The organism is Duganella sp. CY15W, from assembly GCF_009857555.1.
Taxonomy (GTDB): Bacteria; Pseudomonadota; Gammaproteobacteria; order Burkholderiales; family Burkholderiaceae_D; genus Rugamonas; species Rugamonas sacchari.
In genome coordinates this window covers 836,594-850,063 of the sequence record NZ_WWCQ01000003.1, presented here as the reverse complement: position 1 = coordinate 850,063, position 13,470 = coordinate 836,594, and the positions used below count along the sequence as shown (strand labels likewise).

At 63.2% G+C, this 13,470-nt stretch carries 11 protein-coding genes; 7 read left to right on the top strand and 4 right to left on the bottom strand.

The genetic code is table 11. From position 1 onward, the window contains the following. Positions 1-182: 182 nt before the first annotated feature. The 4 genes from phaP to GTP58_RS18840 all read left to right on the top strand — a co-directional run bounded on the left by phaP (position 183) and on the right by GTP58_RS18840 (position 6,794). Complete coding sequence (gene phaP / locus GTP58_RS18855; RefSeq protein WP_161078732.1) at positions 183-830, top strand: TIGR01841 family phasin; 648 nt, start codon at positions 183-185, stop codon at positions 828-830. 195 nt (positions 831-1,025) lie between these two features. Next, positions 1,026-2,780 (top strand): ABC transporter ATP-binding protein, encoded by a 1,755-nt coding sequence (locus tag GTP58_RS18850; RefSeq protein WP_161078731.1) that lies wholly within the window; start codon positions 1,026-1,028, stop codon positions 2,778-2,780. Then, positions 2,770-4,557, top strand: a complete 1,788-nt coding sequence (locus tag GTP58_RS18845; RefSeq protein WP_161078730.1) for an ABC transporter ATP-binding protein — start codon at positions 2,770-2,772, stop codon at positions 4,555-4,557. Before GTP58_RS18850 ends, GTP58_RS18845 begins: the two co-directional genes overlap by 11 nt. Positions 4,558-4,727: 170 nt before the next feature. Beyond that, complete coding sequence (locus GTP58_RS18840) at positions 4,728-6,794, top strand: GGDEF domain-containing protein (protein ID WP_161078729.1); 2,067 nt, start codon at positions 4,728-4,730, stop codon at positions 6,792-6,794. Here GTP58_RS18840 and GTP58_RS18835 read toward each other — a convergent pair whose 3' ends face one another. Continuing rightward, a complete protein-coding gene (locus tag GTP58_RS18835; protein WP_072787867.1) occupies positions 6,795-7,133 on the bottom strand; it encodes an apolipophorin in 339 nt (112 codons plus the stop codon). Between the two features lie 76 nt (positions 7,134-7,209). Then, the gene (locus GTP58_RS18830; protein ID WP_161078728.1) at positions 7,210-7,662 is read right to left on the bottom strand and encodes a hypothetical protein; all 453 of its coding nucleotides are present in this window, start codon (positions 7,660-7,662) and stop codon (positions 7,210-7,212) included. 152 nt (positions 7,663-7,814) lie between these two features. Here GTP58_RS18830 and GTP58_RS18825 point away from each other — a divergent pair, with 152 nt between their 5' ends. Further along, complete coding sequence (locus GTP58_RS18825) at positions 7,815-8,861, top strand: hypothetical protein (protein ID WP_161078727.1); 1,047 nt, start codon at positions 7,815-7,817, stop codon at positions 8,859-8,861. Here GTP58_RS18825 and GTP58_RS18820 read toward each other — a convergent pair. Further along, entirely contained in the window at positions 8,858-9,787 is a 930-nt protein-coding gene (locus GTP58_RS18820) for a LysR family transcriptional regulator (protein ID WP_229215638.1), read from the bottom strand. The genes GTP58_RS18825 and GTP58_RS18820 overlap by 4 nt on opposite strands. A 109-nt stretch (positions 9,788-9,896) precedes the next feature. On the opposite strand from GTP58_RS18820, the gene GTP58_RS18815 reads away from it, so the two are divergent. Further along, positions 9,897-10,736, top strand: coding sequence for a phytanoyl-CoA dioxygenase family protein (locus GTP58_RS18815; protein WP_161078726.1), 840 nt, complete (start codon positions 9,897-9,899; stop codon positions 10,734-10,736). Then, positions 10,736-11,554 (top strand): sugar phosphate isomerase/epimerase, encoded by an 819-nt coding sequence (locus GTP58_RS18810; protein ID WP_084560306.1) that lies wholly within the window; start codon positions 10,736-10,738, stop codon positions 11,552-11,554. Before GTP58_RS18815 ends, GTP58_RS18810 begins: the two co-directional genes overlap by 1 nt. Here GTP58_RS18810 and GTP58_RS18805 read toward each other — a convergent pair. Further along, on the bottom strand, positions 11,542-13,470 hold the full coding sequence (locus GTP58_RS18805; RefSeq protein WP_161078725.1) for a CHASE domain-containing protein: 1,929 nt from the start codon (positions 13,468-13,470) through the stop codon (positions 11,542-11,544). The genes GTP58_RS18810 and GTP58_RS18805 overlap by 13 nt on opposite strands.

The following is a 13,470-nucleotide window of genomic DNA, read 5'->3' as shown; positions in this document are numbered from 1 at the left end:
GCGCTCCCATTGATTTTCAGTAAAACCATTGTAGGCATATTCATCAAAATACAGCAAATTGTTGCATTGCATTAATTCTGTTGGGGTGCTTGTGTTGCCATGGTAGAAAAAATAACTTTTCAAGATGCAAAATCGTCGCTAGAATGGACTTATTGCGTTGCATCATAATTTCAGGAGAAACCATGTCTTCGATCACCGAACAGTTTTCCGTCGCCACGAAATCGCAATTGGAAGCGCAATTCCATATTTTCAGCAGCCTGGCCAGCGCGGCCGTGGAGAGCGCTGAAAAAGTTATCGCCCTCAACATCAGCACCACCAAAGCCTCGGTAGAAAAATCCTCGGCCGCCGCCAAGAAACTGCTGGCCGCCAAAGATCCCAAAGAATTCTTCACCCTGAGCACGACCGAGCCTGCGAGTTTCGACAGCCTGCTGGCCTACGGCCGCGAGCTGTACAGCATCGCCTCCACCGCCCAGAGCGAACTGATCCAGAGCGCCCAAAGCACGCTGAAGCAGGTCACCGACCTGGCCGCTACCAAAGCCACCGTGCTAGACAAGACGCCGCCCGCGCTGGCCGCAGCGGTAAGCGCAGCCGTGGTTGCCGCCAACGAACCGATCACCGAACCGGTAGCCAAAGCCCCGCCGAAAGCCAAACCAGCGGCGGCGCCGATTCCTGACGCGGAAGAAGACAGCTTCATCGAAGTCAAAGCCGAGGTCAAGCCAGCGCTGTTTCCCGAGCCGCCCGTAAAAGCCATCGAACTGTCGCCAGAAGCCAAGCCCGCCAAAGCCGCCGCCGCACCCAAAGCCAAACCGGCCCAGCCTCCTAAAAAATAACCCTCCGGGGTCAGGTCCTTCATTTCTACACGAACTGAGCCGTAATCGCCTCGGCTCCGGGGTCAGGTCCGTCTTTTCTACACGGACTGTGCCGTCATCGCCTTTACAGCTGGGCTCGTGTAGAAATGACGGACCTGACCCCGTCTTTTTTGCGCATGTTGTATCCTAGCGGGCTATACGCTCTCCCGAGGCAACATGTCTAATCTCTCCCGGCTTATCGGCGGTTTTGTCCGCCAGCATAGTCGCGCTTATATTGTGTCCGGTGCCATGCTGGCAGGCGTGGCGACGCTCAGCATTCTGGTCCCGCGCAAGGTCGGCGCCATGATTGATGGCCTGGCTAACCATACGCTGTCCGGCAACGCGCTGCTGATGGAAATTGGCTGGCTGCTGTTGGTCGGTCTCGGTATTTATTTCTTGCGCGTGGGCTGGCGGCAGATTCTGTATGGCGCTGCCTATCAGCTTGGCGTGTCGCTGCGCACGCGCCTCTATACGCGCATGACGCTGCAAGGTCCGGCCTTTTATCAGCGTCAGCGCACCGGGGATCTGATGGCGCTGGCGACCAATGACATCGACGCCATCGAGATGGCCGCCGGCGAGGCCATGCTGGCCGGCTTTGACGGCGCGCTGACGCTGGTGATGGTGCTGGGCGTGATGCTGCTCGGCGTCGACTGGCGCCTGGCGTGCATTGCGCTGCTGCCTTTCCCGCTGATGGCGTGGGCCTTCTGGTATATCTCGGGCCACATCCACACTGCATCGACTGATTCGCTCAAGCGCTTCAGCGCCCTGAACGATCATGTGCAGGAAACGCTGTCCGGAGTACGCACCCTGCGCGCGCTCGGTCTGGAGCAGCGCAGCGCCAGGCAGTTTTCGGCACTCGCCGGCAAGGCCTCCGATGCCAGCCTGCGCGCGCAAGTGTGGGAAGCCGCTTATGAACCCGCCGTCGGCCTGACGCTGACCGCCGCCAGCGGTCTCACGCTCGGTCTGGGCGGTTATCTGATCTGGCACGGTCAGCTGACCATCGGCGCGCTGACCAGTTTCACGATGTATCTGGGGCAGTTGATCTGGCCGATGTTTGCCGCCGGCTGGGTGCTGTCGCTGATCGAACGTGGCCGCGCCGCCTGGCAGCGTTTGCAGCCGATGCTGGATGCGCCACTCGCCATCGACGACCATGGCACGCTCACCACCGTGCCATCGGGTCCCTTGCAACTGCACGGCATCCGCTACGCTTACGCGGAACAAAGCACGCCCGCCATCAGCGAGATCACGCTGGTGCTCAAGCCGGGACAGACGCTCGGCCTGGTCGGCCCGACCGGCAGCGGCAAGTCGACGCTGCTGCGCGTGCTGCTGCGCCAGCTCACGCCGCAGCACGGCCGTGTTGAATGGTCCGGCCACGCGCTCGACGAGTACACGCTGCAGGCCCTGCGCGCCGCCATCAGCTGGGTGCCGCAGGAGTCGTTCCTGTTCTCCGCCTCGATTGCCGACAATATCGCGCTGGCCCGTCCCGACGCCACCCGCGCGCAGATCGAGCACGCCGCCAGTCTCGCCGCCATCCACGATGACATCCGGCTGTTCCCCGATGGCTATGAGACGCAGGTGGGCGAGAAAGGTATCACGCTGTCAGGCGGCCAGCGCCAGCGCGTCGCCATCGCCCGCGCGCTGCTGGCCGATAACGATTTGCTGCTGCTGGACGATGCACTGTCCGCCGTCGATACCGGCACGGAAACGCGCATCCTCGAGCATCTCGAGGAACTGCGCCAGCTGCGCAAAGGCCGCAGCGCGATTATCGCCAGCCACCGTCTAAGTTCCGTCGTCAACGCCGACCTGATTGTGGTGCTGCGCGATGGCCGCATCAGCGAAACCGGCAATCACGAACAACTGCTCGCACTGGACGGCTGGTACGCCAGCCAGTGGCGCTATCAACAATTGGAAGCCAGCCTCGATGAAGCCTGAACATCAATCCACCCGCGGCCAGATGCGGCAGGCCATCGCACTGCTGCGCCGTGCCGCGCTGCCCGACCAGCATCATCTGGGCTGGGCCATTTTGTGGCTGGTCCTGGCCGCACTGCTGGAGGTGCTCGGCCCCATCATGGGCAAGGCGCTGATCGACGAACACCTCCTGCCGCACCATCTGGACTGGCCGCGCATGGCTGGCCTGCTGGCCGGCGTGGTGCTCACCGGCTGGATCGCCAGCGGCCTGCGCTACCTGCAGCTGGTGCGCCTGTCCGGCCTTGCCATGCGTTCGGTGATGCGCCTGCGCGAGATGGTCTACACCCACGTGCTGCTGCTGCCGATGGCTTTCTTCGATCGCGCCATCACGGGCCAGCTGGTGTCGCGCGTCACCAACGATACCGAGGCGGTCAAGAACCTGTACATCCAGGTGCTGTTCGTGATGCTCGACTCGACCATCGTGTTGATCGGTACCGTGTGCGCCATGGCGTGGCTGGACTGGCGCCTCATGCTGATCGTGCTGGCGCTGCTGCCTGCGGTACTGCTCATCGTCTGGCTGTACCAGCGCTGGAGCGCGCCCGCCGTCACCCGCGCCCGCGCGCTGCGCAGCGAGATCAATGGCCAGATGGCGGAATCCATCGGCGGCATGAGCGTGCTCCAGGCCAGCAATGCCGAAGCGCGCTTCGGCAAGCGCTTCGCCAGCACCAATCAGGATCACTACACGGCCCGCCTGTCGGAGCTGCGCGCCAATGCCTGGCTGCTGCGCCCTGCGCTCGATATGTTCAACATCATCCTGCTGGCGGCCGTGATTTTCATGTTCGGCCACCGCGAGATGACGGCCACGGAAGTCGGCATACTGTATGCCTTCATCAGCTACCTGGCGCGCGTGATCGAGCCGCTGATCCAGATCACCATGCAGTTCAGCCAGTTGCAGCAGTCGGTGGTGGCCAGCGCGCGCGTGGCAACGCTGCTCGATGAAGGCACGGCGCAGGAACACACCGCCGCCGCGACTGCAGCCACGCGCACTGTCGCAGCCAACGACAGCAACGCGCCCGCCGTCGCCATCCGCCATCTGAACTTCGCCTACAACGAAGGCCACCCGGTGCTGCACAATCTGTCGCTGGAGATCCCGCAAGGCGATTTCGTCGGCATCGTCGGCCACACGGGCAGCGGCAAGTCGACGCTGTTGTCGCTGCTGCTACGTTTCTATCCCGCCAAGCATGGCAGCATCATGGTGCACGGCATGCCGCTCGACGCCATCGACAATGAACGCTTCCGCGCCGAAGTGGGGCTGGTGCCGCAGGACCCGTTCCTGCTGGCCGCTTCCGCACGCGAGAACATCGACATGGGCCGCGGCCTGACGCAGCAGCAGGTCGAAGCCGCCGCCCGCGCCGCCCACGCCCACGACTTCATCACAGCGCTGGACCAGGGCTATGACACGCCGCTCGGCGAAGGCGGTTCGCGCCTGTCGGTGGGCCAGAAACAGCTGATCGCGATTGCGCGCGCGCTGGCCGGCACGCCGCGCATCCTGCTGCTGGACGAAGCCACCTCGCACATCGATTCGCAAACCGAACAGATTGTGCAAACGGCACTGGATGAACTGCGCGGCAAGGTCACGGTGATCGCGATTGCGCACCGCCTGTCCACCATCCGCGACGCCAACCGCATCGTGGTGCTGAACCATGGCCGCATCGCCGAAATCGGTCCGCACGATCAGCTCATGCAGATCAACGGCGGCTTGTACCAACGCCTATATCTTTTGCAACAGTTGGCCGCGTAGGCAGCGCCGCAGCAGTGAAAAACTGTGCGATTTTCGAGAAAAATCGCACATCTTGAGGCTTTCCCGCTTGCAACAAGCATATAATTGTCTAGACATTGCGTTGCAATCGCGGGGGCGTCAAGTTGGCAGGATTAAGAAATGGCGGATGGTGGCACACGAAGCGGCGAGCCATGGCCGCAGCCCTTGCGTTCGCGCTGGCGCCTGCCTGCGTGGCAGCGCAAACCCCGCTCGATGAGCGCATTCTCGAGATCCGCGAGCAGAGCCGCTTCATGCCCGACAAGGCCCTGGAGCAGCTGCAAAAACTGCAACCCGAACTGACTGCCGCGCCCGCCTACACCCGTGCCGAATTCCTGAGCCAGCTGAGCGCCACGCGCATGCGCCTGGGGCAGAACGACGTCGCGCTGGAAACCGCTGAACAGGTGATCGCGCTCGGCAAGTCGCTGCACGATACGGCCATCATCGCCAAGGGCATGCTGGCCAAGACCTATGTGCTGTTCGCGCAGGCGGAAGTCGATGCCGCCCACCGCCTGGCGTTTGAGGCGGAGAAGCTGGCGCTCACCACGCAGGACTACCCGCTCAAGATTCAGGCCACCGTCACCGCCGGCCAGACGCACGCCGAACAGGGCAACTTCCCGGCGGCGCTGGTCAAGCTGCAGCGCGCCGTCGACATGGCGCGGCCGCCCGCCGGGGATCCGGTCAGCCTGGTGGCGGCGCTGAACGCGCTGGCCAAGCTTTACGTCCAGATGAAGGAATACGAGAACGCCTCGGAAACGCTGGACGAACTGCTCAACGAAACCGAGAAGCTCAAATCGCCGGGCCGCATGGCGATCGCCAAGAACACCGAGTACGGCCTGGCCATCGACTCCGGCCAGCCCAAGCGCGCCTTGCGCGCGCTGATGCAAAGCCTGGACCTGGAACGCAAGATGGGCGCCGAACGCATGGTCGGCATCACCCTGGTCAACCTGTCGGACAATTATCTGAAGGACCACGACTATCCGCGCGCAGTGCAGTACGCGCAGGAGTCGCTGCGCTCCACCGAACGCACCAACGACGACTCCACGGCCGCCACCGCCCGCATCAATCTGGGCCAGGCCTACATCGGCATGGGCCGCGTGGCCGAGGGCAAGAAGCAGTACGAACTGGGACTGAAACGCTACGAGCAGGAGAACAACAAGCCCGACCTGCAAATGGCGCTCATCGAATATGGCGAAGTGCTGGAACGCGCGGGCGATCTGGCCGGCGCGATATCGGCTTATCACCGCGAACGCGCCATCTCCAACGAGCTGTTTGAGCGGCGCCGCCAGCAGGCCGTTCTGGAGCTGCAGGAAAAATACGAGGCCGAGAAGAAGCAGCGCCAGATCGAAATGCTGAGCCATGAAAACCAGGTCAAGGGCGCGGAGATCGACAACCGCCGCCTGCAGCAGCGCGTCTGGTGGCTGCTGGCCCTGGTGTTTGCGCTGGCGGCAGCCGTGGTGGGTCTGCTGTACCGCAAGGTACGCCACACCAATGCCCAGCTGGAGGTGAAAAATCTGGAGCTCAAGGCGCAGTCCACGCTGGACCCGCTGACCTCCCTGTACAACCGCCGCCACTTCCAGGAGTTCATGCGCAGCCTGGGGCCACAGAACCGCCATGACGACATTGTCGGCGCGCTGTTCCTGCTCGACGTCGACCACTTCAAGCACATCAACGACAACTACGGCCACGCGGCCGGCGACGCGGTGTTGAAGATGATCGCCGAGAACCTGCGCATCGCGCTGCGCGAAACCGACATGATCGTGCGCTGGGGCGGCGAGGAGTTCCTCGCCTTCCTGCCGGCCATCCCGCGCAATGGCGTGGACGAAATCGCGCGCCGCATCCTGACCACCATTTCCTCGCAGTCGCTGCGCTACCAGGAGCACGATATTTCGGTGAATGTCTCGGTGGGCTTTTCGCCATTCCCGCTGGTGCCGGGCGGCGAGCCGCTACCGTGGGAACGCGCGGTGAACCTGGTCGACATGGCGCTCTACCTGGCCAAGGCGCATGGCCGCAACCGCGCTTACGGCGTGCGGGGATTCGAGAACTTCCATCTGACGTCGATGGAGGCCATCGAACAGGATCTGGAACGCGCCTGGCGTTCCGGCTTTGTGGACTTGAGCGTGGTGCTGGGCGGCGATCCCGGCACCCATCCCACCACGCCGACGGAGCACACCAACGTAGTCTCCATCAAACACGCCGCCCAGACCAAGGGCGGACACTGATTACTTCTTCGCAGCCTCGCGCTCGTCGGCGGCGGTCTGCATCTTCTCACCGGCGCGTTCCAGTTTGCGGCCGGCTTCCTTGGTGGCGTTGTTGAGGGTTTCGCTGGCCTTGTCGGCTGCCTTGTCGAGCTTCTGGCTGGTGTCCTTGGCGGCATCGCTGAGCTGCTGGTCGGCCTGTTTGGCGGCGCTATCGAGTTTTTCGCCGGCCTGCTGCGTGGCCTGGTCGATCTTGCGGCCCGCGCGTTCGGCCGGACCGGCTTCGCTCGGGTCATCCTTCTTCTGGCAGCCGCCGAGCAGCGCCAGCGCGGTCAGCGCCACTGCGACATAACGCATCATCATGGTCCTCTCCTGGAAAATGTTTGTTTCCAAGAGCATACATCGGCGCCGCAAGCCGCAGCGCACGCCAGTGAGGGGCTTATTCTGCGACGATTTTCTTGGGCGGCGGCGGCGGCGCAAAGTCGATGGTTTCCGACTCCGGACCGGTATCCAGCGCGTCGGACTTCTCCAACCAGTTTTGCAGTTTTGCCATGCGGCGGATCAGGATGCCCTTGCTGCTGATGTAGCCGACCTGCTCGAAGTTGTCAGGCTTGCTCACCATCTTGGACACTGTCGGCAGGTTTTCCGCCAGCCGTTCAAACGCCTTGCGCGCCTTTTGCTCCCACTTCACGAGATTGGCCTCGTTGAAGCGGTTGCTTTCGTAATAAATCGTCAAGGTCCGGTCATGATTGCCGTAACCGACAATCGCCGCGCCCATCCGCACCGTTTCCAGTATGTCAGCCTTGATCGCTGCCGTCGGCACGAACAACGCTGCACGGCCGGTCGTATCCGGTCGCTCCAGCGGTAAATCCTGTCCCATTAATACGGTCATCACGCTTCCTGTTGTTATTGCCACGGAGTTGCTTGTAGGCTATTTTTTAATTCTATATCCCCCTTTCGGCCTTTACAAGGAGAAACTGCATCACCGTGGCGTACACCGCAACTCCCTTATAATGCGGGCTGATCCTCATAAACCGCCTCACCATGACGTCCTTCCCCTCCCGTTTCGGCGCCATTCCCGAAGCCGCCGTTACTACCGCCGAGCAGAATGTCCGCGACACGCTGGCCCACGCGATCGAACACCGCGCCCCGCACGCCGCGCTGATCGTCTACGACACCCGCACCGACCTCAATCGCGCGCTGACCGAAGCCTACCGCCGCGTGGTGCCGGATGCCCGCTTCATCGATTTCGACAGCGTACCGCCGGCGGACATCCTGGCGACGTTTGAACGCATGCAGGCGGACGACCTGGTGGTGCTGATCCAGTCCTCCAGCTTCCGCATGGACGCCTACCGCATCCGCATCGAACTGTTCAAGCGCGGCCTCAAGGTGATCGAGCATGTGCACCTGTCGCGCATGCCGGACGAACAGGGACTGCTGTACATCGACTCGCTGGCGTACGAGCCGTCCTACTACCGCGGTGTCGGCCATGCGCTCAAGGCCCGCATCGACACTGCCCGGCAAGGCATGGTCGATAGCGGCAATGGCGCGCAACTGGTATTCGCCTCGCCGTTCGAATCGGCCAAGCTGAATATCGGCGACTACAGCGGCATGAACAACGTCGGCGGCCAGTTCCCGCTGGGCGAAGTGTTCACCGAGGCGCAGGACCTGGAAGCGGTGAGCGGCCGCGCGCACATCTTTGTGTTTGGCGACACCAAATTCCTGGTCAACCGCCCGGCGACGCCCATCACCATCATCGTCGACAAAGGCCGCGTGGCCGGCACGGAAAACAGCACGCCGGAATTCGACACCATGCTGTCCATCATCCGCGAACACGAAGGCGAAGTGTGGCTGCGCGAACTGGGCTTCGGCATGAACCGCGCCTTCTCGCGCGAGCGCATGGTCGATGACATCGGCACCTATGAACGTATGTGCGGCATCCACCTGTCGCTGGGCGCCAAGCACGGCGTCTACACCAAGCCCCAGCTCAAGCGCAAAGACGCGCGCTACCACATCGACGTGTTTGCCGTGACCGAAGGCGTGTACCTGGACGGCCAACGCGTCTATCAGGACGGCGCCTGGCAGATCTAAAGCAGTCCAGAAGTCTGCAACTCCCGGTCCCATGGCGGAACGGGATGATATTCGGCCACCAGGAAGTCGATCAGTGCGCGGACTTTAGGGGATGGCTGGCGGCTCGCCGGATACAGCGCGCTCAGATGGTTGAGCGGCAGTTCCCAGTCCGTCAGCACCGGCACCAGCGTGCCTTCCATCAGGCTGCGCCACGCGAGGAAGGTGGTGTTATAGACGATGCCCAGGCCGCGCTGGGCAGCCTGCTGCAATACCAGTCCATTGTTGGCGGTGAACGCAGCCGGCACGCGCACGGACACCGCTTCATTGCCGCGTTTGAAATGCCACTGCGTGCCGTCCGTCAGATGGCTGAAGTGCAGGCAGCGGTGCTGCTGCAGATCCTGCGGCGTGACCGGCATGCCATGCCGCGCCAGGTACGCCGGCGACGCGCACAGCACACCGCGGCACGGCGCCAACGGCCGCATGGCCAGCGCATGCACATCCGGTATGCCGCCCACACGGATGGTCAGGTCAAACCCATGTTCGATCGGATCGAGCAGCGCATCATCCACGTACAGCATCGGCTCCAGCGCCGGGTGCAGCAACGCAAAGCGCGCCAACGCGCCCGCCAGCCACTCGCTGCCAAAACTCGACGGCGCCTGTATGCGCAACGGCCCGGCCAGATCGGCGCCGGTCTGCGCCACCACGCGCGCCGCTTCCTGCGCCTGCGCCACCGTCGCCATGCACGGCGCCAGATAGGCCTGCCCCACATCGGTCAGGCTGACTTCACGCGTCGAGCGATGCAGCAGGCGCGCACCCAGTTTTTCCTCCAGCTGCAGGATATGTTTGCTGACCATGGCGCGCGTCAGTCCCAGGCGGCGTCCGGCCTCGCTAAAGCTGCGCTGCCTCGCCACCTCGACAAATATCTCCATTGCCCGTAACTGATCCATGGCACGATTGTCGCCATTCCGGCGACAATGTGTCAACCTTTTGCGGATTGTGACGCAGTGGGCCGCCCCGTAAAATGTCATCCATCGACTATTCCCCAGGGAGCTGGACATGCTCACAGAAGCACAAAAACAACAATACCAACGCGATGGCTTCATCGTCATTCCGGGCTTCAAGAGCCCGGAAGAGATCGCCGCCCTGCGCGCCCGCGCTGCACAGATTGTCAACGATTTTGACCCGGGTGCCCAATCCGGCATCTTCAGCACCATCGAGCAGGAAAAGACCACCGACGACTACTTCCTCGGCTCCGACAACACCGTGCGCTGCTTCTTTGAAGAAGAAGCCTTCGGCCCGGACGGCAAGCTGAAACAGGCCAAGGAACTGTCGATCAACAAGATCGGCCACGCCATGCACGACCTCGACCCGGCGTTCCGCGCCTTCACTGCGGACGCGCGCCTGGAAACGCTGGCACGTGAACTGGGCCTCAGTGATCCGAAAGTCTGGCAATCGATGTACATCTTCAAGCAGCCCGGCATCGGCGGCGAAGTCCGCTGGCACCAGGACGCCACCTATTTCGACACCGATCCCGTCAGCGTCACCACCTTCTGGTTCGCGCTGGAAGACGCTACGCTGGACAACGGCTGCATGTGGGCCGAACCGGGCGGCCATCGCGGCCCGATGCGCGAACGCTTCCTGCGCAATGGCGACAAGGTCGAGATGGAAAAATTGAGCGACCTGGCCTGGCCGGACAACAGCACCGCCGTGCCGCTGGAATGCAAGGCCGGCAGCCTGGTTTGCTTCCACGGCCTGCTGCCGCACTACAGCGCGCCGAACCGCTCGCCAGTCTCGCGCCACGCCTACACGCTGCACGTGACCGATGGCGCCACCCGCTACTCGCCGCAAAACTGGATACAGCGCGACGACAAACTGCCAGCGCGAGGCTTCCTGTAATGCAGATTCAGATCTTCGCCGCCCACTGGGGCAACAACGAACTGGAACCTCAGGTCTTCATCAACCGCGTCAAGGCTGCTGGTTTTGACGGCATCGAGATGTCGCTGCCGCTGGACGTGGCCGCACGCGACGAATGGGTACGCCGCATCGCCGATGCGGGCCTGGGCCTGATCGTGGCGCAGTGGGAGACGGTGTTCCATCCGGCGTTTGACGCGCACAAGCAAGCGCTGGCCGAACTGCTGCACAACGCCTGCGCCGTCAAGCCGCTACACGTGAACTCGCACACCGGCAAGGACTACTACACGCCGGAGCAAAACCGCGAACTGCTGGACCTTGCCGCCGGCATCTCGCGCCAGCACGGCGTGCCGATTTATCACGAGATCCACCGCAGCCGTTTCAGCGGCCACCCGATGCTGTTGCTGCCTTACCTGCGCCAGATGCCGGATCTGCAGCTGACCGCCGACCTGTCGCACTGGTGCTGCGCCTGCGAATCGCTGCTGGAAGACCAGCCGGAAACGCTGGCCCAGACCCTGCCGCACGTGCGCCACATCCACGCCCGCGTAGGCCACGCCCAAGGGCCGCAGGTCGCCGACTTCCGCGCGCCGGAATCGCAGGCCGCACTGGAAGCGCATTTAAGCTGGTGGGACGAAGTGATCCGCCTGCGCCGCGCCGCCGGTGCGGAACGCATGACGCTGACGCCGGAATTCGGCCCCGTACCCTATACCCAGACCCTGCCTTACACGCAGAAGGAAGTCTCGAACGCGTGGGAACTCAACGTGGCGATGCTGGCCCTGCTGCGCCAGCGCTACGCGGCGTAAGCCGCCTGCTCCTCGGGCCACAGCGGCAGCACCAGTGTCACCACGGTGCCTGCCGCTGGCATGGAGTCCACGCGTATCGTCCCTTTCAGCACGCTGGTGACAATGTTATAAACAATATTCATTCCCAGGCCTGAACCGCCCTGGCCCATCTTGGTGGTAAAGAAGGGGTCGAATATCTTGTGCAGCACCACGTCGTTCATGCCGACACCGTCGTCCTTCAGTTCCAGCACCACCAGATCATTCCCCTCGCGCCTTGCATTGATGGTGATGGCGCCGCATTCGCGGCCATCAAAGCCATGCAGCAGCGCGTTGCCTATCAGGTTGCTGAATACCTGGCTCAAGCTGCCGGGGTAGGAATCGAAGACGATATCGGCCGGCACATTCACCGTCACCGCGCAGCCGGCGCGACGCAGCTGCGCCGCGAACGTCGCCAGCGTATCGTGCAGCACTTCATCCAGACGGAAACGGCGGCGCTGGCCGCTAGCCTGGTCCACCGCGACCTGCTTGAAGGAGGTAATCAGGTCCGCCGCGCGCGTCAGCGAGTTGGTCATGATGTCGCAGGCCTTGCGTGCATCCGCCATATGCATTTCCAGCGTTGAACGCTTCAAGCCGCCGTCCGCCTTGAGACGGCGTTCGAAGTCGCGCACCATGTCGCCCAGTGCGCTGGCGGTCAGCAGGCTGTTGCCGATCGGCGTATTCAGTTCATGCGCCACACCCGCCACCAGCGCCCCCAGTGACGCCATCTTCTCCGAGGTCTGCAGATTGGTCTGCGCCTGCTTCAGCGTCGCCACCACGCGCGCCAGATCGCCGCGCGCCAGCTCCACATTATTCTTTTGCAGCTCCAGCTCCTTGAGGCTGAACTCCAGCCCGTGGCGCGCGGCGGATTCGCGCCGGTTGGCCACCAGCAGCGCCGCAATCAGCGCGCTGATGATGACGCCCACCGCGCCGATCAGCAGCACCGGCAGCTGCGAGCGCCCATAGCGCGTCCCCGAGCGCCCTTCAAATTTGATGATCCAGTTGCGCTGCCCCACCGGCAGCGCCGTGCTGGTGACCAGCCCTGGCACCACTTCGGCGCGCTCCTGATGCGTCTCGGCCTTGCCGTCGCTGTCATACAGCAGAGTGTCATCGCCGGGTTCCGGCGGCCTGCCATTCAGCAGGCCGCCGTCTTCGATACGCACATGCAGATGTTCCAGCAGCGTCGGATCGATCACCTCGCGCATCAGCGTATTGACGCGGAAGACAATCGCCACAAAGCCCACCAGCGCCTCGCGCCGCTGCGCCGTGGTTTCCCGCGGCAGGTCGTTGCGGTACACGGGCGCGCGCGCGACAAAGCCTGGCTCGCCGCCGCTGGCGTCCTGCACCAGCGTGATGGGGATGGTGGCAACGATCTCGCCGCTATCGCGGCCCAGCTCCAGCGCCTTCAGATGCGGCGACAGCGCCGACAGATCCAGGCCGAAGGCATTTTCATTGCCCTTCAGCGGTTCGGTGTATTCAACGATGTAGTGTACCGGACGGCGGCTGGCGGGATGCACATAGAAGTCCGGATAGGCCTGCGGCTCGATGCTGTTGTCGCGCTTTACGCGCTCCACAAACGCCGGCAGTTCAGCCTCCGGCACCAGGCGCACAAACTGCAGCGCCTGAAAACCCGGATAGCGCCGGTCGACCTTAAGCTCGTTGACGAAGCGGTGAAAGTGCAGCCGGTCGATGCGGTCATTGACGGCGTACATGCCCTTCATGCCGTGCAGCGTGTCGAAGTAAATCGCCAGCCGGCTCTGGGTATCGCGCGCCACCTTTTCGGCGTCGCGCTGGAAGCTGGCGCGTACCTGCTGCTTCTGCTGCTCCTCCATCACGAAGAAACAGGTCCAGGCTGTCAGGCATATCCCGACAAAGAAAGCCAGGTAGCCGCGCCCGCGCAT